Origin of the sequence: Paenibacillus sp. J53TS2, from assembly GCF_018403305.1 — a bacterium.
GTDB classification, from domain to species: domain Bacteria; phylum Bacillota; class Bacilli; order Paenibacillales; family Paenibacillaceae; genus Fontibacillus; species Fontibacillus rhizolycopersici.
The window spans coordinates 449,171-475,288 of the sequence record NZ_BOSK01000001.1 but is presented as its reverse complement, the minus strand read 5'-3'; the positions used below and the strand labels follow the sequence as shown (position 1 = coordinate 475,288).

Annotated in this window: 22 protein-coding genes; 21 read left to right on the top strand and 1 reads right to left on the bottom strand. The window is 51.1% G+C overall.

Annotation, left to right across the window (positions count from 1 at the left end):
- Window positions 1-71: 71 nt before the first annotated feature.
- From KJS42_RS02255 to KJS42_RS02195, 13 genes are all read left to right on the top strand, one after another.
- Window positions 72-2,057, top strand: coding sequence for a hypothetical protein (locus tag KJS42_RS02255; RefSeq protein ID WP_213621838.1), 1,986 nt, complete (start codon window positions 72-74; stop codon window positions 2,055-2,057).
- A 186-nt stretch (window positions 2,058-2,243) separates the two neighbouring features.
- Window positions 2,244-3,212 (top strand): ABC transporter permease, encoded by a 969-nt coding sequence (locus tag KJS42_RS02250; RefSeq protein WP_155605135.1) that lies wholly within the window; start codon window positions 2,244-2,246, stop codon window positions 3,210-3,212.
- An 18-nt stretch (window positions 3,213-3,230) separates the two neighbouring features.
- Entirely contained in the window at window positions 3,231-4,121 is an 891-nt protein-coding gene (locus tag KJS42_RS02245; protein ID WP_155605136.1) for a carbohydrate ABC transporter permease, read from the top strand.
- 114 nt (window positions 4,122-4,235) lie between these two features.
- Window positions 4,236-5,921 carry an extracellular solute-binding protein gene (locus KJS42_RS02240; protein ID WP_155605137.1) on the top strand — a complete coding sequence of 562 codons (1,686 nt, stop codon included), beginning with the start codon at window positions 4,236-4,238 and terminating at the stop codon, window positions 5,919-5,921.
- A 72-nt stretch (window positions 5,922-5,993) separates the two neighbouring features.
- Window positions 5,994-7,907 carry a cache domain-containing sensor histidine kinase gene (locus KJS42_RS02235; protein WP_155605138.1) on the top strand — a complete coding sequence of 638 codons (1,914 nt, stop codon included), beginning with the start codon at window positions 5,994-5,996 and terminating at the stop codon, window positions 7,905-7,907.
- Window positions 7,882-9,498 carry a response regulator gene (locus KJS42_RS02230; protein ID WP_213621837.1) on the top strand — a complete coding sequence of 539 codons (1,617 nt, stop codon included), beginning with the start codon at window positions 7,882-7,884 and terminating at the stop codon, window positions 9,496-9,498. Before KJS42_RS02235 ends, KJS42_RS02230 begins: the two co-directional genes overlap by 26 nt.
- Window positions 9,499-9,703: 205 nt before the next feature.
- Window positions 9,704-11,977 (top strand): helix-turn-helix domain-containing protein, encoded by a 2,274-nt coding sequence (locus tag KJS42_RS02225; RefSeq protein ID WP_213621836.1) that lies wholly within the window; start codon window positions 9,704-9,706, stop codon window positions 11,975-11,977.
- A 276-nt stretch (window positions 11,978-12,253) separates the two neighbouring features.
- Entirely contained in the window at window positions 12,254-13,192 is a 939-nt protein-coding gene (locus KJS42_RS02220) for an ABC transporter permease (protein ID WP_483311268.1), read from the top strand.
- A 15-nt stretch (window positions 13,193-13,207) separates the two neighbouring features.
- Entirely contained in the window at window positions 13,208-14,107 is a 900-nt protein-coding gene (locus tag KJS42_RS02215; protein ID WP_155605141.1) for a carbohydrate ABC transporter permease, read from the top strand.
- 27 nt (window positions 14,108-14,134) lie between these two features.
- Entirely contained in the window at window positions 14,135-15,775 is a 1,641-nt protein-coding gene (locus tag KJS42_RS02210; RefSeq protein ID WP_213621834.1) for an extracellular solute-binding protein, read from the top strand.
- A 25-nt stretch (window positions 15,776-15,800) separates the two neighbouring features.
- Window positions 15,801-16,835, top strand: a complete 1,035-nt coding sequence (locus KJS42_RS02205) for a glycoside hydrolase family 88/105 protein (protein WP_193415071.1) — start codon at window positions 15,801-15,803, stop codon at window positions 16,833-16,835.
- A gap of 134 nt (window positions 16,836-16,969) precedes the next feature.
- A complete protein-coding gene (locus KJS42_RS02200) occupies window positions 16,970-17,482 on the top strand; it encodes a hypothetical protein (RefSeq protein WP_213621833.1) in 513 nt (170 codons plus the stop codon).
- A gap of 1 nt (window position 17,483) precedes the next feature.
- A complete protein-coding gene (locus tag KJS42_RS02195; RefSeq protein ID WP_213621832.1) occupies window positions 17,484-18,140 on the top strand; it encodes a PspA/IM30 family protein in 657 nt (218 codons plus the stop codon).
- Window positions 18,141-18,216: 76 nt separating this feature from the next.
- Here KJS42_RS02195 and KJS42_RS02190 read toward each other — a convergent pair whose 3' ends face one another.
- Window positions 18,217-18,825, bottom strand: coding sequence for a TetR/AcrR family transcriptional regulator (locus KJS42_RS02190; protein WP_155605146.1), 609 nt, complete (start codon window positions 18,823-18,825; stop codon window positions 18,217-18,219).
- A 174-nt stretch (window positions 18,826-18,999) separates the two neighbouring features.
- On the opposite strand from KJS42_RS02190, the gene KJS42_RS02185 reads away from it, so the two are divergent.
- The 8 genes from KJS42_RS02185 (at window position 19,000) to KJS42_RS02150 (ending at window position 26,106) form a co-directional block, all read left to right on the top strand.
- Window positions 19,000-19,758 (top strand): SDR family oxidoreductase, encoded by a 759-nt coding sequence (locus tag KJS42_RS02185; RefSeq protein WP_155605147.1) that lies wholly within the window; start codon window positions 19,000-19,002, stop codon window positions 19,756-19,758.
- Between the two features lie 101 nt (window positions 19,759-19,859).
- Window positions 19,860-20,030 carry a hypothetical protein gene (locus tag KJS42_RS02180; protein ID WP_155605148.1) on the top strand — a complete coding sequence of 57 codons (171 nt, stop codon included), beginning with the start codon at window positions 19,860-19,862 and terminating at the stop codon, window positions 20,028-20,030.
- Window positions 20,031-20,225: 195 nt separating this feature from the next.
- On the top strand, window positions 20,226-20,711 hold the full coding sequence (locus KJS42_RS02175) for a nitroreductase family protein (protein ID WP_213622100.1): 486 nt from the start codon (window positions 20,226-20,228) through the stop codon (window positions 20,709-20,711).
- A 231-nt stretch (window positions 20,712-20,942) separates the two neighbouring features.
- Complete coding sequence (gene helD / locus KJS42_RS02170) at window positions 20,943-23,309, top strand: RNA polymerase recycling motor HelD (protein WP_213621831.1); 2,367 nt, start codon at window positions 20,943-20,945, stop codon at window positions 23,307-23,309.
- A gap of 159 nt (window positions 23,310-23,468) precedes the next feature.
- Entirely contained in the window at window positions 23,469-24,476 is a 1,008-nt protein-coding gene (locus tag KJS42_RS02165; RefSeq protein WP_213621830.1) for a GPP34 family phosphoprotein, read from the top strand.
- A gap of 15 nt (window positions 24,477-24,491) precedes the next feature.
- Window positions 24,492-24,743: a helix-turn-helix domain-containing protein gene (locus KJS42_RS02160; RefSeq protein WP_213621829.1), complete on the top strand. Its 252-nt coding sequence runs from the start codon at window positions 24,492-24,494 to the stop codon at window positions 24,741-24,743.
- Window positions 24,744-24,886: 143 nt separating this feature from the next.
- The gene (locus KJS42_RS02155) at window positions 24,887-25,531 is read left to right on the top strand and encodes a PhzF family phenazine biosynthesis protein (RefSeq protein ID WP_213621828.1); all 645 of its coding nucleotides are present in this window, start codon (window positions 24,887-24,889) and stop codon (window positions 25,529-25,531) included.
- A gap of 83 nt (window positions 25,532-25,614) precedes the next feature.
- Window positions 25,615-26,106 carry a GNAT family N-acetyltransferase gene (locus tag KJS42_RS02150; RefSeq protein WP_213621827.1) on the top strand — a complete coding sequence of 164 codons (492 nt, stop codon included), beginning with the start codon at window positions 25,615-25,617 and terminating at the stop codon, window positions 26,104-26,106.
- The last annotated feature ends 12 nt before the right edge of the window (window positions 26,107-26,118 follow it).

Here is a 26,118-nt window from a genome sequence, read left to right as displayed (position 1 = left end):
AACGGAAGGAAGCTCTTCGAAATATCGTATAATTTTTACGAATTGACCAATCCGAAGGAGCGACTGAACCAATGAGACCAACAGAGATGAACGTAAGCGGCAGCATTGAAATGAAACCGCTTCCGGACGGCGGGCGTTTGATCGAAATTTCCCCGGAGGGGGGGAGGCTCCATTTCGCCGGCTTGGAGTTTAAGAAAGGCCAGCATCTTGTGCTGGAGCTAACCGTTCAATCGATCACGGAGTTTCAGATGGCGCTTGGTTTTTCGAAGCGCACTCCAAGTTCGGTGCAGAGTATACCGGACTTGTATTGCATGACGGGATTCCTGCCTCAGATTCGGGTTCGAACGTTTTTTGACCTTGAGCATTTAGATGCCCAGCATATCTTTCTGGAGCGTACGCCGGGCAAACTGAAGTCATTTTTGCAAGGAACCGCCATGGAACCGGAGCAAGTCAAGCATTTCGAAATGATTTTTTTGCCGTTCTATACGCATCGTTCCTTTATCCTGCACGATTTGTACCTAGCGGACGAGAAGCCCGATTGCAGCCTGGGACAGGAGGTAGAGCCGATCGTTGATGAGCTGGGACAATTGAAAATCAAGGATTGGGGCGGCAAAACCGAATCGGCAGAGGAGCTTGTCCGTTATTTGCAGAAAGAGGCAGAAGACGACGCGATCGCGCATTTTGGACCGGAATACAGTACCTATGGGGGATATAAATCCATTCCTTTTGAACCTACAGGATACTTTCATGTCGCGCAGCAAGGGGACCGATTCTGGCTGGTGGATCCGGAGGGATACGCTTTCTACAGTAAGGGGCTGGATGTGGTTTCCTCCGGGGAAGCGGGACGGATCGACGGCATTGAACCTTGTCTGGAGTGGATCCCGGAAGAGGAAGGACCTTTCCGACCTGCTTTCCAGACGGGAGAGACGTTGAACGGTCATCATTATTATAATTATGCCGTAAGCAATCTGATTCGAGCCTTCGGCGAGAAATATCATGAGACTTGGAGCCAAATGACTCGTTCTCGGTTGATCGATTGGGGATTTAATACGGTGGGGAACTGGTCGGATCTGAATTTTGCCCGAGCGGCGAAGTTGCCCTATGTGATACCGCTGGCCGGATTCCCGACAACCCAAGAGACCGTGTATCGGGATTTTCCGGACGTATTCAGCCAGGAGTATCGAGAGGCCTCGGAGCGGTATGCCGCGCAATTGGAGCCGTTTAAAGAGGACCGCTATCTCATCGGATATTTTATGACGAACGAACCGCATTGGGCGTTTGGGGATCGCGTGAATTTGGCGCGGGAAATGTTCCGCAGCGGATATTCCTTGGCAAGTAAGGAAGAGCTGATTCGCTATCTGGAGGATCGATATGAAGGCCGGCCGGATGCCCTAAGTGCGGCGTGGGGGATGGAAGTGGTGGATTTCGGCGCGATCCGTGAACTGGGATATGAGGAATTTTCCGATGCCGCGGATGCGGATTTATTGGATTTTTCCCGCCGGATGGCTCATGAGTATGTCCGTATCCCGGCTCAAGCGTCGAAGAAGATCGATCCCCATCACTTAAATCTCGGAATGCGTTATGCGTTTATTTCTTCGGAACTGGTTCTGGAGGGAAGTGAGTACTATGATGTCTTCACTTATAACTGTTATAAGTTTAGACCGGATGAAGTCGACCTCCGCGCGATCTACGAACACACCGGTAAACCGATCCTGATCGGCGAATTCCATTTTGGAGCTCCGGATGTAGGGTTGCTAAGCCCGGGGTTGAAAGGCGTATACACGCAGGCCGACCGTGGCAAAGCGTATCGCTATTACACGGAATTTGCAGCGAGTCAGAAGTACCTGGTGGGGACGCATTATTTTATACTGAATGATCAAGCCACGCTAGGCCGTTTCGACGGAGAGAACTACCAGATCGGGATCGTCGATGTCTGCCATCGGCCTTATGAGGATTTTGTGCAGGAAATCAAGGCCACCCACGCGGAAATGCTGGACGTCATTCAAGGGACGAGGGCACCGTACGGTGTTCAACCAACCGAATTGATCATGAAGTAGGCGTTATTGCCCGTATCTTCCCGGTACGGGTTTTTGTTTTCTAAAAATCGCGATCGCCAGCCGAAAAACGAATACATCGATACGAAATCTGGAGCATATCCCTATGCTTCGATCCCAAGTACAATAGATACAGATAGGTGAAAGTGCTTACAATACTAGACTAGAACAGCTTGGAGGTCAGAGGGGATGGAAATGCAGCCGTCAACGCAACCCGCAGCCATGCAAGAGATAGAAACGCCGCCCTCGTCAAGGCGAAAATGGCTGAAGAAACTGTACACGCAAAGACATATTCAAATTATGGCTCTGCTCGGCATCGCTTGGATGATCATCTTCAACTACATTCCGATGTATGGTGTCATCATTGCTTTTAAGGACTACGACATTATTCGAACGATTTCGGAAGCCCCATGGGCGGGTCTTACGCACTTCAAGGAATTTTTGCAGGACGAGAACTTCGTCAATGTCATGAAAAATACGCTTGGGATCAGTTTGCTGAAGTTGCTTATGTTCCCTTTACCGATCGTATTCGCCTTATTCCTAAATGAGATTCGTTCGCTTCGGTACAAGAAAGCGATCCAAACGATTTCCTATTTGCCTCACTTCCTGTCCTGGGTTGTGCTGGGGGGGATCCTGGCAACTTGGCTGTCGGACGTGGGCATCGTCAATGATATTTTTATGGCGCTCCACATTATTGATAAACCGATTTCCTTCCTGGCTGAGCCGAAATATTTCTGGACGATCGTGATCACTTCGGATATTTGGAAGGAGCTCGGATGGTCCGCGATCATTTACTTGGCGGCGATTACGAGCATTTCGCCCGAAATGTATGAAGCGGCCACCATTGACGGAGCCGGAAGGTTCCAGCAAATGTGGTACGTCACGCTTCCGGCAATCAAAGCTACGATCAGTATTTTGTTCATCTTGGCGGTCAGCGGTGTGCTGAACTCTAACTTCGACCAGATTTTGGTGTTGCGTAACTCCTTGAACGATAGTGCAAGTAATGTTATAGATTACTATGTTTACTATACAGGGATTTCTTCGGGCCGGTACTCGTTCTCTACGGCGATCGGATTGTTCAAGTCCGTCATAGCGCTCATCCTGCTGCTGATTGCCAACCAAGTATCCAAAAAACTCAACGACACTTCGTTGTTTTAGGCCAAGGGGGACCTGCACATGTTTTCATTAAGCCGCAGAACGAAAGGCGAAGTCGTCTTCGATACACTGAATAATTTGGGAATGCTGCTGATCTGCTTCGTCACGCTGTATCCGATTTGGTACGTCCTGATCAATGCGTTTAACGACGGGAAGGACGCCATGCTCGGGGGGATTTACTGGTGGCCTCGGATTTTCAGCCTCGAGAATTTCAAGGCGGTATTTGATAATCCGGGCATTATGACCGCGATGGGACTTACGGTAGCCAAGACCGTCATTGGCGTTGTCGCGCACGTGTTCTTTACCGCGATGGTCGCCTACGCCTTCTCCCGCAGAGAGCTGATCGGAGGGAAGCTGTACATCCTATTGGGAACAATCACGATGATTTTCTCAGGGGGGCTGATTCCAACCTTCCTGCTCATCCGGGATTTGCATATGCTTGATAATTTCATGGTTTACATTATTCCGGTGCTGTTCAGCTTTTTTGACCTCATTATCTTCATGACCTTCTTCCGGGAAATTCCCGATGGATTGGAGGAAGCGGCCCGGATCGACGGAGCGAACGATTGGGTTGTATTCTTGAGAGTCGTGCTCCCGGTTTCAATGCCGGTATTGGCAACGATCGCCTTGTTCCACGGGGTCTATCAATGGAACGATTATTTTACGGGGATTATTTACGTCAACAACGAGAACCTGCAGCCGATCCAGACGTTTCTATACCGGGTTGTGGCCCAGTCCAGTTCCAACATCATGACGACGGCCGTACAGGGCAGTGCGGTGACCAAGACAGTCACTTCCCAATCGATCAAACTGGCAACGATGGTCGTAACGACCCTGCCGATCGTGTTCGCTTATCCGTTCCTGCAACGCTATTTCGTTAAAGGGATGATGATCGGCTCGATCAAAGGCTAAGAAGCGGTATAGGCCGACTCACCACGTTCGTGGTAACTCCTCCAAGCCGCTTCTCGGCGGCTTTGGAGTTGCACATAAAAGGAATCACACCAAATGAGAAAAGGGGTAAAAAGCATGGGCATGAAAAGCAAGTCCAAAAAAATGATGATGCTGCTGATGGCGGCCATCATGGTCCTGTCTCTGGCTGCTTGCGGCGGTAATGGCAATGCTAGTAAGGAAAGCGCTAACAACAAGCCTGCCAACACCAATTCGCAAGAATCGACCGAGCCGGCCGCAACACCATCGGCTGATGAACCAGGTTGGAAATCCGATACGTCTCCGATCACTTTCGACTGGTACCTGAACTTTGCCTGGTTCCCGAATAAATGGGGGGTTGACCCGACTTCCCAATATGTAACGAAGAAAACGGGCGTAAACATCAACTTCATCGTTCCTGCCGGGAATGAAAACGAAAAGCTGAACACGCTAATCGCATCCGGCAAGCTGCCTGATTTCATTACGCTGGGCTGGTATGAAGACGGCGTGAAGAAAATGATCGAAGGTGGACTCGTTGAGCCGCTGAACAAATTGGCGGAACAATATGATCCTTACTTCTTCAAAATCGCTGACCCAGACAAACTGGGCTGGTACACGCAGCCAGACGGGAATGTATACGGTTATCCGAACTCTTCCTCGTCCCCTAAAGACTATGAGCAATACGGCGATACGTATGTATCCAACCAAACCTTCGTCGTACGTAAAGATATTTATGAAGCCATCGGCAGCCCTGATATGCGTACACCGGAAGGCTTCGTGGCTGCTCTGAAAGCAGCTCAAGAGAAATTCCCTGAAATTAACGGTCAACCGCTGATTCCGTTGGGTCTGCATGAATTTACAGCTGTCGGTAATGACTCCTTGGAACAATATCTGCAGAACTTCCTGGCAATTCCGAGACAAAAAGACGGCAAGCTGTACAACCGTGAAACCGATCCGGAATATGTAACGTGGTTGAAAACGCTGCGCAAAGCTAACGAAGATGGCTTGCTGGCGAAGGATATCTTCATCGACAAACGCGCTCAAATGGAAGAGAAGATCGCGCAAGGACGTTACTTCGCGATGCTGTACCAACGCACCGACTTTGCAGCGCAATTGGGCACTCTGTACCAACAAGATCCAAACAAGATTTACATCGCGGTTGACGGTCCGGCGAACTCCAAACTGGATCCGCCTACTTTGAACGGTCCTTCGATTTCCGGTTGGACGGTAACATTGATCTCTAAAGATGTGAAGGATAAAGCTCGCGCCATTAAATTCCTGAGCTACCTGATGAGTGAAGAAGGTCAAAAAGACCTTTACCTGGGTGAAAAAGGCGTCAGCTATGACACGATTGACGGCAAAGACCAATTCAAACCGGAAGCCTTTGATCTCATGAATAAAGACCGGGCTGCATTCGACAAACAATACGGCTCCTCCTTTACCTTCTGGATGATGCAGAACACCAACATCACCCAGCAATGGCAGCCTGAATCGGTTGAACCGTACAAACAATTGGAAGACTGGACTCGCGGTAAAACCGTCAGTGTCTCCGAATTTGACTTGATCGATCCGTTGGCCAATTCGGATGAAGGCATTATCCTGAGCAAGATTAAGGATCTGCGCAGCAAGACGCTTCCGAAGTTGCTGATGGCACCGTCTGACGCAGAATTCGATAAGATCTGGTCCGATTACATCAAGAAACAAGAAGATCTGGGACTTGCCAAAGTGCAGGCGTTCCAGCAAACTAAGTATGAAGAGAACAAGAAGAAACTTGGCATGGAATAATCCTCGTTCTGCCCAAAAAATGCCCGCGAATCGCGGGCTTTTGGGCGTTTATAAAAAGGAGTCGCGCGGCATATGGAGAGAAGGAAGCCCTGGGCAGCATGGTGGGATTCGTTTAAATATTGGTTTGGGCGCCGCTCACTTCAGAGCCGCCTGATTGCTTCTTATATTTTCATTATTTTAGGACCCAGTTCGTTGGTGTCCTTTTATTCGTATCAAGCCATCAATAACATGTATGTCCGTGATGCCGAGGACAAGAATACCTCGTTGCTGGAGATGGAAATCCAGCATATCGATACCCAGATTGAGTCGATGGCGCGGGCAGCGCAAGTCTCCTACGACGATCTGGAAGTACAGGATTATCTAGCGAATGCGAGCGAGACAGGTGCTCGTGAACTCGTCAATTTCAGCTACTATACGTTTAAAAGCTTAACGCGAATCCAGTATTTAAACCCGAATGTGGAGCATCTGCGGCTCTTCTCAAGCAGTAACATCACCGAAATTTGGCCGATTTTCTTCCGGGAAACCCGTGTAGCAAGTGAGCCGTGGTTTCAAAAAGCGAAGGAAATGAAAGGAACGGAATCCTGGTCTTTTCAATACAATGATCCGGATTTGATGCAACGCTACAAAGGGCAAACCCCAGCGGCAACGCCAAAGGTGTCCTTGCTTCGAGAAATGAGCATTCCGACAAACCATCACGTCGGGATGGTTCAGGTCGACATGTTGCTGGAAAAATTCAGCCCAAGAACCTATTCCACCTTCCAGAACGGCGAATCGCAAATGCTGCTTGTGGATAGTGAAGCCCAGATTTTTACCCGCGACCCAAGCTCGTATCTTCGTACGAATCCGGAACTGGAGCAAGCGATCCGGGAGCGACTGATACGTTATAAAGAAACCGGGGTTTGGGATATTTATTACAAAGAGAACGGAAAATCATTTCTGCTGCTGCATAAGCCCATTGAGCGGATCAATGCGGATCTGTTGAATATCGTGTCCATGGACGGCGTGCTTAAGGAAATTTCACATATGCGCAATATTTTGATCGGAGCCAATATTGGGTTTATTACGTTGGTTACTGTCATTGCTTATATTCTTAATGCGTTTATTCTGAAGAATCTTCGTGTGCTTACGGAAGAAATGAAGAAGGTGCGGCGTGGGGAGACCTACAGCGGTATCACGATCCACGGTGGGGGCGAGGTCGGAGAACTGGCGCATCATTTCTCCAAGCTGATGAACACGATCAATACGCTGGTGGCCCAGGCCGTTTACAAGGAAGCGCTCACGAAGGAAGCGGAGCTGCGAACCCTTCATAACCAAATCGATGCTCACTTTTTGTATAATACGTTAGAGAACATCAAAATGCTGGCTGAAATCGAAAACCAACGGCAAATTTCCGATGCGCTGACTTCCCTCGGGGGAATGATGCGGTATAACTTCAAATGGTCCGGGGAATACGTGAAACTGCGCGATGAAATCCGCCACATCGAAAACTATATCGAAGTGATGAATATTCGCTTTGATGAACCGATTGAGCTGAAGTTGGATATTTCAAATGATCTTCTGGATATGGAGATGCTCAAGATGTCGCTTCAACCGATCATCGAAAACGCAGTGAAGCATGCTTGGACCGGGGATGAAACGGGAGCGCGAAACATCTCGATTCAGGTTCTGGAATTGCCGCAAAGCGATATCCGAATCGTAGTGACGGACAACGGAAGAGGGGTCGATGAAACCTCGCTGCTTGAATTGAACCAGGAATTAGACCGAGTTGGTTTGACAGATAAGATTCCAGGAAATTTTGCACCGTCGAATCATTACGGTATTGGCCTTCGAAATGTTCAAGAGCGCATACGTTTATATTACGGAAAACAGTACGGTCTGAAGCTTTTCAGCGAGCAAGGACAGTACACCCAAGTTGTGATGATCATGCCGAAGGTGCTGTTAACAGGGAGGGTTGGCACAGATGACAAAACTATTGATCGTGGATGACGAGAAGAATATTCGGTTTGGTCTGAAGACTATGATTGAACGTGAATTCCCGGGCCAATACGATCTCACTACGGCAGCTCATGGGGCGGAAGCCCTCGAGCTATACCGGACCCAAGGTGCAGACATCATCATAACGGATATCCGGATGCCCATCATGGATGGAATCGCTTTGATTGAGAACGTGTCGGAAGGTCCGCAGCCGGAAGGGCAGGCCGGTCGGCCGCAAATTATTATTCTAAGCGGTTATGAAGACTTCAGGTATGCCAAAGCAGCCATCCGCTATCAGGCCGTCGACTATCTCTTGAAGCCGATCCGCCGGGATGAACTGTTTGCGGCGCTGCGAAAGTGTCAGGATAATCTGGCGAAACGCTCGCACATGGTTGAGCAATTAGCCGCTACGGAGAGCTATCGGTTGCAGGTTCAATCGGTGCGTCTGCAGGAGCTCCTGCAGACGCAGCAGGAGTTGGCCGGGGAGGACCTTAGCATCTGGAGTTCCGAAATCGGTTTCGATCAATATGCATTCCCCTTTACGATCGCGGCTTTGACCTACAAAAACGTGGATGGGAGCCGCATGAAGAAAGAGGATTTAAAGTCGCTTGCTCTGCATATGTTCGAAAGTGTGGACGGCGTACTCAACGCTTCCTTGTTGGATCGCGAGGGGCGAATGATTTTAGTCGGGGGTCCACGCAGCAAGTTTGAGGAACTTTCGCTGCTGGCGGCGGAACGGGATCTTGACGGGATGTTGATCGGCGTGAGCGAAGAAGGAAGCCGGCTCACGGATCTGGCCCTATGCTATCGCCAGGCGTGTGAGTCGTTGAAATATACTTTTATTTATCCGAAGACTCGATTGATCTGGTATGAGGAATTGCAGATGAAGCGGTTGTCTTATCCTGTTCCGAGGGAGACCATCCGCAAGCTTGGGAATATCCTAGGTACGAATCGGGAAAAAGAAATCGGCTCGCTCCTGCATGAGATCTTCCGGGTTGACCAACTGCCGGAGTTGGATATGTCGTACCTGGAGGCGGTCAGCCGGCATATGAACGAACAGGTGCTGGATGAAGTGTTTCGCGTTTATGGCGAAGCTTCCGTCGACGTGCTGAAGCTCTACCGCAAAGTGGGGGATATGTCGAACTTCTGCCATTTTCACGACTATTTCCGATCGCTGGAACAGCTGCTCTCAGACCTTGACGAATATATCAAGGAAGTTCGATCCGCCCATAGTGAGCACGGAGATATGAAAGAAGCGGTGGCGTATATCGAAAACCATTACCACCGTCAACTGAATATGGCGATCGTCAGCAACCATGTATCGCTGAATTACTCCTATTTCAGCGAAGCGTTTAAGGCGTATACCGGCGAAAGCTTTGTGACTTATCTGAAAAAAGTAAGAATCCGAAAAGCGAAGGAATTGGTCGGAAAGGGTTCGCTTAAGCTGTCGGAAATCAGCAATGCCGTCGGATTCGAGAATACCCGTCATTTCTCCCGTGTTTTCAAAGAGCTGGAGGGCGTGTCTCCTCAGGAGTATCGCGATAAGCTGGTGGCCGGCAGCGCCTGGACCGCTGGAGCGAACACCCGCATGGACGAGGAGTGAAGCCCGGAGTTCGGAGTTGCTAAGCCCGTACCTATTAGGTACGGGCTTTTTTGCGTTTATCGAATTGTGAAAATTTAAAATGATAGAAATAGACCCTGACTTGGCACTGATGTATAATTTATCCAAGTGTGTTATGTAAGCGCTTTAGATCAGTCACCCAGAAATCTGCTGCGGAAAGCCCATTTCGGAGGGGATGAAAGGGAAGATGAAACGGATTCCAATGATGCTTCAATTGGCAGTCATCCTGTTCTGCGTCATGGCGGTTCCCGCGATTATTCTGACGTTGTTCAGCGGTACGCAAATCTTGCGGTACTCCGAGAAGGCGATTGCGGAATCTTCCTTGGCGGGATTAGACGCGAACCGAAGGTTGAACGAAAATGCGCTGAATAACCTGGCTCAGGATACAGTAAGGCTCACGGCAAGCAGGGTCTTTGACCGCGTCCGTCCATTTGAGAATTACCGAGAGCTGCAAGAGGATTACAATCATGTGAGCCAGGCATTGACGGTGCTTCGGGAACTGGTGAACCTGAACAACCGGGTGAACGGAGTGTACTCCTCTTTCTTTTACTTAAGCGGTGCGGATTATGTGATTTCGACCGACAAAGGCATTACGACTACGGACCGGTATGAACCGATCGGTTGGATGGAGAAGGTTCTGGAGGGACGACGAGGGATTAGCGGCGTGTGGGTACCTCGGAGGTTGAGCTCGGGAGAAACCGTGATCTCCTACGTGTTGCCCCTGAACCGGTTATCAACGACGACACGCGGGACGATCGTGGTCAACCTGCGGGAAAGCCAAATCGGAGAATATTTGCGATCCGCCGAGCCGGCCGACCACGGCTATCTGCTTATGCAAGCGGATGGGTTGATCATTTCGCACAATGACAAGGCGGTGCTGTTTACCGACGGAACCAAGCAACCGAACATGCAAGAGATCTTAGAAAGCCAGGCGCGGGAAGGTTATTCCTTTCATGAGCTTCATGGCGAGCGGCTTTTGTACAACTGGTCCCGTTCAGATTTATTCGGATGGTGGAACGTAAACGTTTATTCCATGGATGCGTTGATGGCCAAAACGAACAAGCTGCAGCATAATATCGTTTGGCTGACGGCTGCCGTGATCTTTGCCGGATCCGTATTGACGGTGTTCCTCGCGACCTGGCTATCCAAACCGTTGCGAAGGCTGGTCCGGACCGTTAGGTCCAGTGGCAGCCGAGGAGTAGCGGACAAAAATGAATTGACCTTCCTCGATGCCGTATTTAAACGAATGCAGGAGGAAGAGGAGCAGCTCTATAAGCTGCTTCAGGAACGGGAGCAGGATGTCCGCAGTTTGGCGGTTCACCGTTTGCTGCGAGGGGAAGAGGTCCAGCCGGCGACGGAGCTGTTTCCTGAACCCTATAGTTTGGTTGGCGTCCTTTCGATCGACCGTTACCGAAGTTACGCGGACATGACGAACCCGGAAACCCGAAGCTACCACCGATATCTAATCGTTACGCATGGCGAGACCTTATTCCCTCCCGGAGTTGTTGCGAGATGCGTTTATCAAGGTGAGGGCTGCTTTGCCGTCGTGATCAACTTCGGGCAGGAGGAGGTAGATCGCGATTACGAAGGAATTAAGTCAGCGCTTGAGGCGTTGAGTCAATATGCGGGGGATTTGCTTGGCCATACGGTAACCGTTGGGGTCAGCAGCCGGACGGAGAAAAACGCCGGTCTTCAAGATCGCGCGGCGGAGGCCATGGAGGTCATTAAGCAGCGGATGGTTGACGGAGGCGGAGGGATCTCCTTCTGGAGCGAGGAAGAGGAGCGCGGCAAGCCTTATCTTTATCCTGTAGATAGCGAGAGGCGAATTCTGAATTTCCTGCAGGCGGGGAACCTTGAGCGCCTCTTAGAGGAATTGTCTGTGATCCGCGGAGAAATCCAATCCGCACCCTCTATTTCCTACGACAATATCATGTTTATTTATCACCAGTTGGTTGGTGTCACGATCAAGGAACTGCGGGAAAATCAGATGAATCCTACGCGGATATTCGCCGGTCGGGGCAACATTTATTCCGCTATCGCCTCCATCGACACATTGGATGAGTTGGATCACTATATGCGTGAGTTCTACCGCGATATTCTCCAGTACCTTGCGCGTAGACCCGAGAGTGAACCCGGGCACGGGGAACGAATCCTCCGTTATCTGGATGCGCATTACTGCGAAGAAATCGTCTTTGAGAACATGGCTAAGGAAATTGGGATCAGTTACTCTTACATGCGCAAAATCGTGTTCGAAATGACAGGAACCAGTTTGATCGATTATATGAACCTGCGGCGGATCGAGAAAGCCAAGGGGCTGCTTCTGGAATCCGGGATGACGGTGAAACAGATTGCAGCGGAGGTCGGTTACGTGAACATTCAGAGTTTCAATCGGTTTTTTCGAAAGTATGAAGGGATGTCGCCGAGTAGTTACAAGGCTAGCAAGCTGCGGAGCTCGGGTTAAATTTCGTGGGAGCTGCTTTGCTTCGGGTTAGCCGAAGGAGGCGGCTCCATTTTTGCTTCAACCCTTCAGATTTGATCATAAAGTCCGGCAATCGCCATTACTGCAAGGGGATCGATCAAAAGTGATAAGGAAGATCAAAACTCATGATTTACGGCGGATTAAACGTGGGGGTATGATGTGACACAAACTCGCCATCGCTGAAACAACCGTGATGGAACCGAGTCAGGCCAGACTGTGGAGGAGGTGAATGTTGTGAAAGTTGAAAGCGCTTCAAAATTGAAGCCCAAATTCAGAAATGACCCGGCATTAGGTCGAGGGGCTGCATTCCATTTCCGGCGGGACTGGGAACTTTATCTCCTGTTATTAATCCCTTTGTCCTTTGTATTGGTGTTCAAATACGCGCCGATGTCAGGACTCGTGCTGGCCTTTAAGGATTACAAAATCGCCCGCGGGTTCTGGGGCAGCGAATGGGTGGGGTTCGAGGTGTTTGCCGAGATTTTCGCCAAACATGATTTCGGCCGCGCCGTCCGCAATACGCTTTTGCTGAATAGTCTCGACCTGGTCTTTAGCTTCACGATTCCCGTCCTGCTCGCCATCCTGCTCAATGAGATCAAGAACGTCAAGTTCAAACGGATTAACCAGACCCTGCTCTATTTGCCGCACTTCCTCTCCTGGATCATTATTGGAGCGATCGCTTATCAGCTGTTAAGCGAAAGCAATGGGGTCATCAACAATCTGATCGCGATGATGGGCGGGACGCGGATCCCGTTCTTGCAAGAGGACAACAACTGGTTGGTCAGTTATCTTGCGATCGGCATCTGGCAAAGCATGGGCTGGGGAACGATCATCTACCTGGCTTCCATGAGCGGCATTAACCCGGAGTTGTACGAGGCGGCGACCGTGGACGGGGCCGGAAGGTGGCGGAAGGTGTGGAACGTGACGCTGCCTTCGATTCGCGCGACGATCGTGACGCTGCTCATCATGAATTTAGGCCGGGTGATGGAAGGCTCGTTCGAACGGATTTTTGCCCTGCAAAATAAAGCGACCACCGAATTCACGACGACGATTCCCGTTCTGGTGTACCGCTGGGGGATCGAGAGCGGGAACTTTAGCCGTGCTACGGCGCTAGGGCTCTTCCAGTCCGTGATCGGGCTGGTACTCGTCCTGCTGGCCGACCGGGTGGCTAAGAAACTAGGCGAAGACGGGCTGCTCTAAGAAAGGAGGCGAACCATGAAAGCATCCGTAAACACGCTGCGACTTCGCCGCAAACATCGCTACGACGTCTGGGACGTCCTGATTCATCTCGCGCTGATCCTCACCTCGCTCGTATGCTTGCTGCCGTTTCTTCATGTCATCGCCAAATCGTTAAGCGATGATGCGTTTGTCATTGCGAACAAGGTGTTTCTGTGGCCGGAAGGGTTTACTTTGGGGGCGTACAGCAAAATTTTCGCCGATGCCAGTATTCTGCGCTCTTTGTACGTGTCGGTGGTGGTCACGATTCTGTTCACCGTACTCGGCATGATCATCACGATCTGTGCGGCATATCCGCTGTCTCGCAAGCAATTGAAGGGCCGAACCACGCTGACGTTCCTCTTTATGTTTACTTTGTATTTCACCGGCGGGATCATTCCCGAGTACATGTTGATCAGCAATCTCGGCATGTTGGATACATGGTCAGCGCTTATTCTGCCGCAGGCGTTCAGCGCGTTCAACCTGCTGATCATGAAGACGGCGATCTCCAGCAGCATCCCGGTTAGTCTCGAGGAATCGGCTCGGATCGACGGTGCGGGGCATTTCCGGATCTTGTGGAGCATTGTACTCCCGCTCTCCAAGCCGATCCTGGCGACTTTGTCGCTGTTTTACGCGGTCGGACGCTGGAATGCGTATCAAGATGCGTTATTTTACATTAAACAAAGAGTAGACTTACGGCCGCTCCAACTGAAATTGTATTATCTGGTCATTCAGGCGAGCGAAAGCTTTCAACTGGAAGCCACGCAGGTTTCGCTAAGCAATCCCGAGGTGTTGAAGGCCTCGTGCGTTGTATTTGCTACTCTGCCTATACTGTGCGTGTATCCGTTTATCCAGAAGTATTTCGTTCAGGGGGTCATGCTCGGCGCTGTCAAGGAGTAGTTATTATCGATTAGGGGGAATCGAGAAATGGGCAAAAAGTTTACCTGGATCCTGGTTTCGATGATCATTGTAGGTTTATTGTCAGGTTGTACGGGCGGAAGCGGCAAGAACGCCAATTCGAACAAGGGCTCGGACGAGTCAAGCCCTTCCGCGAATCAGAGCGCGGACGGTAAGTACGCTGACTATTCGGCCGGTTTTCCTGAGAAGGTCACGCTTGAGCTTCCTGTTTATGAAAGGGCTTTCGAGGGCTGGAATGTCACCGATAACTACTACACGCGCTGGATTCAGCAGGAATTTGGCGACAAGCATAACGTCACCGTGAAGTTCATCCCGATCACCCGCAGCAATGAGGTGACGGATTATGAACAACTGTTGGCATCTCATAAGGCACCGGATATTATTTACCATTATGATATGCCTCAGGCTTTGGCCTACTATGGGGAAGGCGTGATGCAGGAGCTGGATTTGGACGAAATTGCCCATTACGCACCGACCTATTGGAAAACGATGGGGGACACCATAAAACAGTATGGGGCGGTCGACAAGAAAAACGTGTTTTTCTTCGGCGAGCGTCCAAGCCTGGACAGCTTCACGACGCTGATCCGCAAGGATTGGGTAGAGAAGGTGGGCATGAAGATGGAGGATCTCACCTCCCTGGAGAAATATAACGAGCTGCTAGCCAAGTGGAAGGAAGCGAGCCTGGGTGCCGGCGGCGAAACGTTAAAAAAGAACAACTACACGTTTAATTACGCGTTCCGCGACTGGCCGATCGACGAGAAATACCGCGCGTTGTATTCCGACCTGGGCGTGGCGGATCTGACTACCGCTGATACGGAGCGTTACCTGCGTAACCTGAACTATCAATATAACAACGGCTTGATCGATAAGGAATTCTATCTGCGCGATGATGAGAACAAGGCCAAGGCAGAATTTGTGGCAGGCAAAACCGGGACCTTTAGCTTCTATCTCTCCAGCAATACCGACGTGATCACCTCGACGCTGAAGAACAATCCGGATGCGGAATTTGCTGTGCTGGATGCTCAAGCCGGCGTGCCGGAGGGGCGGAAGCCGCAGGGACGCGCTTACTGGCCCTTCGGGATGATCATGGGCATCAATTATGAGTCTAGCGAGATGGAACGCGCCGCCGTGTGGATGTACCTGGAATGGATGAGCCAGCCGGAGAATCTGTTCTTCCTGCAAAACGGGGTTGAGGGCGAGAACTATACGCTGGATGCCGATGGCATCGCCGTGAAAAACGCGGATTTTAAAGGAGATTCCGTCCTCTCTCAGAACAACAACAAGGACTACTGGTGCCTCGTTGTCGAAACCGTGAAATACGATGATCCGAAGAAAATGCGGGAAGCCTATTTGCGCAGCATGTCGCCACCGGGATATGAGAATTTGGCTAAAGACTCCTTGGCTTTCTACGACAAGTATGCGGAATTCCGTACGCCGGATGCCCTGTACAGTGTGGTGCTCGAGAAAGTGAATGAATATAAGGCCGATCTGAATTCGCTGTTCCAGGAGTTGTATGTCAAGATCGCGATTGCGTCGGAGAGCGAGTTCGATGCTACGTACGAAGCGGCCAAGAAAATGTATCTAGATGCGGGGTATCAGGATGTTCTCGACGAGAAGCAAGAAGCAATCGATGCCGGGAACTACAAATAGAGTAAAGGGCGAGGAGGATGGAGAGATGTTGAAGCTAAACACGGCCCCTTCCGAACTGAAGCCGATTATCGAACGCGTTGCGGAGTATACTTTCGGGATGGATCTGACCTGGGATTGGCCATGCGGCGTGGCTTATTACGGGATCAGCCGGGCGTTTGAAGCGACCGGGGAACCGGCCTATGTGGAGCGGATGGTTCAATGGTGCGAGGAGTACATCGAGGCTGGGCTCCCGGTCTGGACGGTAAATGCTTGCGCGATGGGACATATGTTGCTCACGCTGTATGAACAAACGAAGGAGCAGAAATATCTCGACCTGATCCTGAGCAAAATCGATTATCTGCAGAACCAGGCCCCGCGGTTCGGGGACCGGGTTCTGCAGCATACGGTGTCGGCGGGGAATGATTTCCCTGAGCAATGCTGGGCGGATACGTTGTTTATGGCGGCGTATTTCATGCTCCGCACCGGGGTGATGCTAGGCGAGAAGCCTTGGATCGACGATGCGCTCCATCAGTTCTACTGGCATATCAACTATTTGCAGAGCGAAGACACGGGCCTATGGTATCACGGGTACAATCACCTCAACCAAGATCATATGTCCGGCATTTACTGGGGGCGTGCCAACGCCTGGGCGGCTTACACGATGGCCCGCGCGGCCAAGGGATTGCCGGAGGCCTATTTGTATCCGCCGATGATGCATCTTTGGAGCTCCTTGCGCGACCAGTTAGCCGCGATGAAGAAGCTGCAGCATGAAGACGGCTTGTGGGGCACCGTGCTCGATTACCCGAACGCTTACGGCGAAGTGTCCGCTACGGCGGGGATCGCGGCGGCGATGATCACCCAAGGCAATCCGCTGCACGCCAAATATGTACAGAGGGCGTTGGACGGGGTTTTGGCGAACATCGCCGATAACGGGCGGGTTCTGAACGTATCCGGCGGGACCGCCGTGATGAAGGATATCGAAGGTTATCTTCACATCGATCGAAAATGGGCGCAGGGTTGGGGGCAGGGATTAACTCTCGCTTTGCTGGCCGCCGTGATCGAAAACGGGGAACAGGCTTAAAGAGGGGCTCAAGCGAAACCACGTGGTGGTTTCGCTTTTTTTTGTGCTTATGCTTTTTGTTAAGTTTCATTAAAGGTTCGCGCGTTAAGCTCATCTCATCAAGACAAAGACATCCGAGGAAGGAGGTGAGTGTCGTGAAACGATCTTCCATCACGGCTGGGATAGCCGTTATGGCGGTTGTCCTTTTTACGGCCATCGTTTGCACCCAACTGTTCGGCGTGACGACGGCCAGTGCCCACATGGGTCACCATCAAGCGTGGCAGGATTCCTTTCGCTACGAACAACATGGGATGCCGATGATGATGCAATCGGACAGCCGGAAGGAGGCGAGCGCCAAGCCGTTATGGCTGAGTCTGTTACAATTGGCTGCATGGATCGGCGGTACCGCGCTGTTTGTTAAAGCAAGCGGGATACTGAAGTGGGCGGGTGCTGGGTTCGCCGTCATTAGCGCAATGAGCTTGCTAACCCCATTGTGGGGTTTGATCGTTGTCATCTTGGGTTACTTCTTGTACCGAAAATGGACAAACCATCAACAGAATGCAATTCCGCAAGAGTCTATCGTGATTCCGTATCCGATTGATATCGGTCATCACCGAGGCCGATTCCTGGATGAATGGGAACGTAATCAATATAAGGAGGAAGAATAATATGGGGATTTTCGGAAGAATGAAAGACATGGCGGCGGCGGATACGCACCATCTGCTGGATCGTATGGAGGATCCGGTCAGCATGGCTAAATATTATATCCGGCAGCTAGAGGATCAGATCGATCATGCCCGCCTAGCTTTAAGAAACCAGCTTGCTGCCGAGCAGCATTATGATCTGCTGGTTGCCCAAACCGGACAAGTGATTGAGAAACGCACCCGTCAAGCCGGATTGGCGGTCGATCGCGATCAGGATGACATTGCGAAGCTGGCGATTCAGGAGAAGCTGCATCAGGAGAAGCTGCAGCAGACGTACCTGGAGCAACGCGAGGTCATTCGGAAACAAACGGCAGCCCTGCAGGGCGAAATTGGCCGATTGGTAGAGCTGCATAAGGACCTCAGTAACAAGCTAACGTTCCTCCTTGCACGCAAAAATGCCATGACTGCGCTGCGGGCAACGAACGCAAGTATAACGGCAGGAGACACCGGGAAAATTATTCGCGGATTTGATCGCATGGAGCAAAAAGTAATGCGGTTAGAGGCTGAGGTATCGGCTGTACGATCGGTGGATCAAGACGGGCTTCGCTTGGCCGATGGGTCGGAACAGGATGAAGTGCAGGCCGAATTGGCCAAACTGAAAGCGGCCAAGCTAAGCTCATAAGAGGTTGCTGTTTTAGTCATCAGTCATCAGCCACGATAGCGCAAGAGAGCCTGCCGACAATCCGGCAGGCTCTTGTTTAATGCTTGCTCTTAACCTCCAGTTTTACGCCGGATTGCTGGTGAAGAATCCGTACCAGTTGCTCCTGCATATACAATGGGGAGTGGACAAATCCACTTTCGATCCAATGAAAAATCAACCCGAGCAACGCATGCAGCGAATAGATGACCATCAGTTCCGTGTCGATCACTTGAGTCTCGCAGCTTTCGCATCGCAGGTCCTCCATGATGATTTGCTTTAGAGACACTAAGATTTTCTCGCGGAGTGCCGGAAGAACCTCGCTGTGGGTCAGCACGGTATAAAAATCGGCGTTCCGGGCAACGTGATCGAATATCATCACGGAATGCGCATGGAGCTCATGCGGATAAAATACATCGATCTTCTCATACGGCGCCCGGAAGGCAAGAAGCAGATCCTGGATTTTATCTTCGATCATATCGTTTAATAATTCCTCTTTTGTCCCATAATTCGCATAGAACGTCCCGCGGTTATAACCGGCTTGCCTAACGATATCCGTAATCGTGATCGCGTGAAACGGTTGCTGCGCCATCAACTGAAGCAAGGCGGTGCGCAGCGCTGATTTGCTTCGCAGGATTCTCGGGTCCATTTTTGACGTGGTCCGGGGCATCGTTACACCCTCTTTCCTAAGTTTCGTAAACAAAAAGGTCAAGCTTGTCCATTAATCAACAAAGCAGCGTAATTTGCTGATTGCAAGCGTTTACTGTGATTTTTATACTTGAATTACAGATGATTATTAATCAACATATGTACATTTTATCATAAAAGCGGAGGGATAAATGATATGAAGTTAAATGGGAAAGTAGCGGTTGTCACCGGGGCAGCTTCGGGGATGGGGAAAGCGATCGCCGAGTTGTTTGCGGCTGAAGGCGCCCAAGTGGTTGTTTCTGACCTCAACCTGGAGCATGCCAGCAAAGTGGTGGAGGGAATTGAGAGCAAAGGCGGAGTAGCAATCGCGATCGCGGCCAACGTAGCCTCAGAAGAAGACGTACAGCGTTTGATCGACAGTGCCGTGAGCCGCTTTGGTACGGTGGACATCCTGGTTAACAACGCGGGCATTATGGATAACTTCGTTCCTGCCGCCGATATCACGGATGCCTTGTGGGACAAGGTCTTCGCCGTGAATACGACAGGTCCGATGCGGACGATTCGCAAGACACTTCCGATTTTTACGGAGAAAAAAGCAGGGGTTATCGTGAACATCGCTTCAGCCGGCGGTTTGTTCGGCTCCCGGGCAGGAGCGGCTTATACCGCCTCTAAACATGCGGTTGTTGGATTGACGAAGAACGTTGGCTTCCAGTACGCCACGCTTGGGATTCGCTGCAATGCAATTGCCCCGGGGGCGGTGGAAACGAATATCGGTGCGACGCTCACGGCGGTCAATCCGTTTGGCATGGAACGAGCTCAAGTGGGGATGGGCATCAACCCAGGCCTTGGAAAACCTGAGGATATCGCAAAAGTAGCGTTGTTCTTGGCCTCCGACGATTCAAGCTTTATCAACGGCACCACGATTACCGCGGACGCCGGCTGGACAGCTTATTAATCCTAACGACTGGCAGTTCTGCATAAAAAACGGAACCGAGCCGCACCCTAATGTCTAGGCATGCAATATTCTTACGCAAGTAAAGGAGAGTGCTCTAGGCGATGGAGAAGGATTCGAAACAGATGGACAATCAACGGGAGAAAGCCCCGAAAGCGAAACAAACGGCCAAATCAAAACCGACTCAGGATACGGAGTTTGCCGAGGAGTTGACGAAAAGCGATATCCAATCGGCATTCCAGAACCCGGTTACCGGCGAAGAGCGGTTGTATTAGTACCTGACTGTTTGGCCTATTTGAAAAAGGCAGATCTCTCTATGAGGGGCTGTCTTTTTTTTTGCACCGAGATGGATAAACTTGACTTTGAAATACCTATTCTATACATTGGTAAACGACGCTTGAAGGCGGTTGACGGAATCATTCAAGAAGTTATCCATTGGTTTGAATTAAGGGAGGTAGCTACAGATGAGCATGAGCATAATTGATTTAATCAAAAGCCGGAGAAACATCAAGGCATTCAAACCGGACCCGATCGATGAAGAAGTGCTGTTGGGCTGGCTGGAAGCAGCAAGCTTCGCACCGAATCATCGTTGCAACGAACCGTGGGAGTTGCTTCGCATTGGACCGGAAACGCGGGCAAAGCTGAAGCATAAGAGCGATTTCTGGGGTGCCCCTGTCGTTATCGCGTTGGTATCCAAACCCGGAGCCACGGGGATCGAGCGGGATGAGAATGTCATGGCGGCCGCTTGCTTCGCGCAAAATTTCCAGTTGGCTGCCCACGAGGCCGGCGTCGGCACATTCTGGTCGTCGATCGGCGGCTTGCCTCATAACCGCGAGCTTCTCGGCGTGGCGGAGGGGTACGAGGTAATAGGGGTATTCGGCATTGGGTATCCGGCAGAGGTACCGATTGCGAAGCCGAGAATGCCGATCAAGGAGAAGATTACAACCCTGCCCTAATCCGGCGATAGGCAATCCAGAGAATACGTGAGTCAATTCTAAAAGCCGCGTTCCAACCCTGTGAAGGGAGGGCGCGGCTTTTAACAGTTCATATTGATTAACGCCAAAAAACATGCTATATTTGTATAGCATGTGTCGAAGTTAAAAATATGAGTATAGCTTTCCTAATTTTATTGTACACAAAAAATCAATTCGCGTCAACCCCCATTTTTATGAAAAGGAGTGCTGATTATGGATCAGGAGCTGAAGCGGGAACAAGAACGGTTGGACCGTGTGATGGAGGTCCTCGCGGAGAGCGTCGGCGAACTGGAGGAGGACACCTCGCGGCGAAGAAATGAAGTCGTCGAGTTCCGCAAGCATTTCTGGGAAGATGTTACGGTCAATCTGGATAACTTCGACGACTTTCTGGAAACGGTCATCAGCCTGCGGCAGCAGGCCGAGGTGTTGTCGTTAAGCCAAAGCAGCCATCGCCAAGCTGCTAAACGCCGGGCCGCGCTGTTACGGATGCAGGAGAATCCTTACTTCGGGCGAATCGATTTCGCCGAAGATGGCGAGCCGGGGATGGAGCGGGTCTATATCGGTGTCTCGTCCTTGATGGATCCCAGCGGGGAGAGGTTCCTGATTTACGATTGGCGGGCTCCAATCTCCAGCGTCTACTACGATTACGCCCCGGGACCTGCCGAGTACTCCACGCCAAGCGGGACGATTCATGGGGAGTTGAAGCGGAAATGGCAATATCTGATTCGCCGGGGGCAGATCGAATCGATGTTCGATACTTCACTGACGATCGGGGACGAGGTGCTGCAGGAGGTGCTTGGTCAAACGGCCAATTCGCAGATGCGCAGCATTGTGGCGACGATCCAGCAGGAGCAGAACCGGATCATTCGGCACGACCGCGCCCGGCTGCTCATCGTCCAAGGCGCTGCCGGCAGCGGAAAGACATCGGCCGCTTTACAGCGGATCGCCTATTTGCTGTACAAATACCGCGAACGGATGACGGCGGATCAGATCATCTTATTTTCGCCTAATGTGATGTTTCAGACTTATGTATCGGGCGTGCTCCCTGAGCTTGGCGAGGAGAACATGCAACAGGTGACGTTCCAGGAATACCTCGATCATCGACTTAGCGGTCTTTTCGAGATCGAGGATGCCTACGCGCAGTTGGAATATGCACTGACGGCGAACGATAATCCGGATTACCCGGCGCGTATGGCCGCGATTCGATTAAAGGCGTCTGTGCCATTTTTGGAGGCGATCCAAGCTTATCGTTCTTCCTTGGAGCAAGGCGGCATGCGGTTCCTGCCTTTGCAGTTTCGCGGGGGCACGTTGATTACGGCTGAAGAAATGGCGGAGCAATTTTACGGTGGAGACGAACACTTACGTTTGTCCGGGCGAATCGATCGCCTGACGACATGGTTGAAGGAGCGGATTGGCGAAATCGAGAAGCTGGAACGCCGCAAGCCGTGGGTGCAGGAGGCAATTGAGTTACTGAGCAACGAGCAATATGAACGGGCTTATGAACAGATTCGCAAAAAGCATGGCCTAAACGAAGATTCGGACGAGGAGATCGAGGGCGAACGCTTGGCGAGAGAGCTAGCACGAATGGTCGTGCGCAGGAAGCTGAAGCCGGTGCGGGAACAGATCCGCGAGCTGCGGTTTATCGATCTAGCCGGTATCTATAAACAGCTCTTTGAGACGCCAACCCTCGGTACCGGCTCCTGGTTGGAAGTAGAGGCGCCAGAATTGAGGGAAGTTTGGCCGGAAATTTGCCGCATCACGATTCAGAACCTGAAGGATGGCAAGTTGTACTATGAGGATGCGACGCCATTTCTGCTGCTGAACGAGCTGATTCTGGGGTTCCAGGCGAACGTGTCCATCCGTCATGTTTTGATCGATGAGGCGCAGGATTACTCTCCGCTTCAGTTCGAGTTTATCAAAAGACTGTTTCCCGCAGCGAAACTGACGGTACTAGGCGACTTCCATCAGGCGATCTTCGCTCACGCTGCCGGTACGGCGGATTTCCAGGGGCTGACTCGCCTTTATGGGCCAGAGGCTACCGAAACGATTTTACTACGCCGCAGTTATCGGTCGACCCGACCGATCGTTGAGTTTACGCGGAGTCTGATCCCTGGCGGCGAAAATATCGAACCGTTCGAGCGTAAAGGGGAGAAGCCAAAGTTAACGCAGGTGGCCGATCTTTCGGAGCTGCACCGCTGCCTTGAACGCAGGGTCGCCGAATTGAAAGCGCGTGGGGCGGATACGATCGCCATCGTATGTCGGTCGGCGGCAGAAAGCGCAGCCGCTTATGCCGCTTTGGGGGGAGAACGAATCCGCGAGCTTAAGCTGGTGACCCGCGATTCAATTGAATACAAGCAGGGCGTGGTGATCATTCCGGCTTATTTGGCCAAAGGTATCGAGTTTGACGCGGTGATCATTTACGATGCCTCGGTGCGGTCTTATGGAGAAGAGAGCTTGCGACGGTTGTTCTACACGGCCTGCACGCGCGCGATGCATCATTTACAGCTGTTTAGCGTTGGGACGGCGAGTCCGTTTATGGAGCCGGCAATCTCCAAAGGGCTGGTGCTGGTCGAGGAGTAAGGGGGCTAGATCCCGATTTCGAGCAAGTGCGGAATCTCAATTGACAAAACATCCCAAAAGGAATATGGTGTAAATAGTAAGTGGTAAGTAGTAAGTAGTAAGTAATTTTCTGACGAAGAAGAAGGTCACTCGATTCCAGACCGATGGGGGAGTTTGGCGATGGCAGAGATAACGGAGTTTACCTTGGCCCAGCGTTTTTCGATGATCGCGCTGAATGCGCAGCGAAGTAACATGATAACGAAGGTCAAGAAGATATCGCTTCGCGCGATGGCGGCTGCCGTTGTTCTGGAGGTCTATCTGGACGACGGGTTAACCGGAACAAATGGCAAGATCCAGCCTGTAACGAGGACGGGGGAGAATGCATCAAGCAAGGTATCGGCATACCGAGAGCTGATTCTGAACGGGGTTAGTTCGAAAGCTCGCGGCCGTCAACATGACTTGTCCTGGTGGTTGAAGCATGCTTCTTCGTTGTCCAAAAGGAAGTTGGCCCGTTTTGAGCTCGCTATGGCGAAGACGCTGTCGGATCTCGGGGGCTTGGAGGAGATCCCGAATTTACTCGGGTGCGATATGTTTTACGAATCGGCCGGCGTATCGATCAAAGAATACCGCTGCCCCATCGATGAATATACGCGGATAACGGAGGGATTCCGGGCGGAGATTCTGGAGGATGGACCGGTCAGCGACGATACGGTTTGTCTCTTGTGGTTGCTGCGGGAAAGCGGCTGTTTGCCGGACCTCTTTTCACGAAATGAACTGGACCTTGTGGCGGCTCGCATGATCGGGCTGGACTCCAGCAATCCATTGGCTCATACGATCTTTCCTATTGATATCTATCGGGGATGGGAATTCGCGATCAAGCATGTTTTACGGATGAAAAAAACGTTCGTGCGCACTTCGGTCGGCACCGGTATGCTCTTCCTGTTTCCCTTGCTGGATCGCACGCAGGCGGTTTTTATTGAGACGGAAGCTTGGTTCTCTAACTCCAAGCAACGTCTAGAGGCCGTCAAAGAGCGGCTTGAGGCCCAAGGCCATGTATTTACGGTGTTGAAGGACGGGGAGATCCCCACGATCAAAATCGACAATCAGGTTTATGAAGCGGTTCCTCATTTTGTCACGGTGCGCATCCCGATCCAAGGGGTACGGCTGCTTCCGAAACGCCCGATCTAAAGGAGTCCTGCCCCTATGTCCAGACAACGTACCATGGAAGCCATTCTGGCCTCGGAGTTCGTGACGATCGGCGAACTGGCGCGGCTGACGGCGACCCGTTACAGCACCTTGAAGTTCTACACGGAGGAAGGCATGCTGCCGTTCGAGCAGGCTGAAGAGAATTTAACGCGCCGGTACCTACGGGAAGAAACGGTGGAAAGAATCTCGCGGATCAAGCAATTGCGCTCCGAGGGGATGTCGGTCCCGGAGATCAAGGCGAAGCTATGATGGAATAATTGAATTAGGTGTGCATAGAAGGCCTCCGCGTAAGTGGGGGCTTTTTTTTATAACAGAATCGTAGCTTCCGCCCCCTAATGATCAGAAGTATAATTATGGAAGGATACAACCTAAACATGAAAGTGGGTTCGAGGATGAATAGGATCACCGTTTATCATTACGATGCGTTTTCAACCAAACCGAACTACGGAAATCCGGATGGCGTCGTTCTCCATGCGGATTCCTTAAGTGATGCGGACATGCAGCAGATCGCTGGCGTCGTGGGATTTAACGAGACCGTATTTGTGCTCAGGTCCAGCGTAGCCGATCTGCGATTGAGGTATTTTACTCCCGGGCACGAGATCAATTTATGCGGCCATGCCACCATAGCCTCGATCCATTGTTTGAAGGAAAAAAGGGTTTTGCAGAATAAAACCTCCCTTACGATTGAAACCCGTGCCGGTGTTTTGCCGGTTTCTTTGAAGACTTCGGATCCTACGCTGGAGATTGAAATGAGGCAAGATCGCCCACAATTCATCTCATATCACGGAGACGTTGATCAGTTAGCGGGATCCCTGGGTTTGACTGGCAGCGAAATCGACATCTCCCTCCCCATCGTCTATGGAAGTACAGGAACCTGGACCTTGTTAGTCCCCATTCGAAGGTTATCCTCATTTATGAAAATGGCCCCCAAGAATCGCATATTTCCTGACATCTTGAAAGAAAACCCAAGAGCTTCTGTCCATCCTTTTTGTATGGAAACGCACGACCCGGGTGTATTTATGCATGCACGACATTAGAGGAACCGCGGTATTCGTAAAGGAAATGAAGATCGAATACGAATAAAAGATAGGTAAGCGTAAAAACCAAGGAGGGAAGTCCCATGCTTAGATTATGTACGGATCAAGATAGGGAGGACATTTCTCAGATCATTAACGATGCGGCGCAAGCTTATAAGGGGATCATCCCTGAGGACAGGTATCATGAACCGTATATGACGTGGGATGAATTATTAGATGAAATCAACCAAGGCGTCGTATTTTGGGGATATGAAGAAGATAACCAATTGCTTGGAGTTATGGGGATTCAGGATAAAAGGGAGGTTTCTTTAATTCGTCATGCTTATGTTCGAACTCTGCAACGGAAGAGCGGAATTGGCTCGAAGCTTCTCACGCATCTCATGGCTTTGACCAATAAACCGATCTTGATCGGAACGTGGGCATCGGCGGATTGGGCCATCCGCTTCTATGTCAAGAATGGCTTTCATTTGGTGTCGCCCGAAGAGAAAAATCAATTACTTCGTACCTATTGGAATGTACCTGCAAGGCAGATCGAGACCTCGGTCGTGTTGAGTAGCGGAGGTGTTGGAATTTGAAACAAGGTCTTC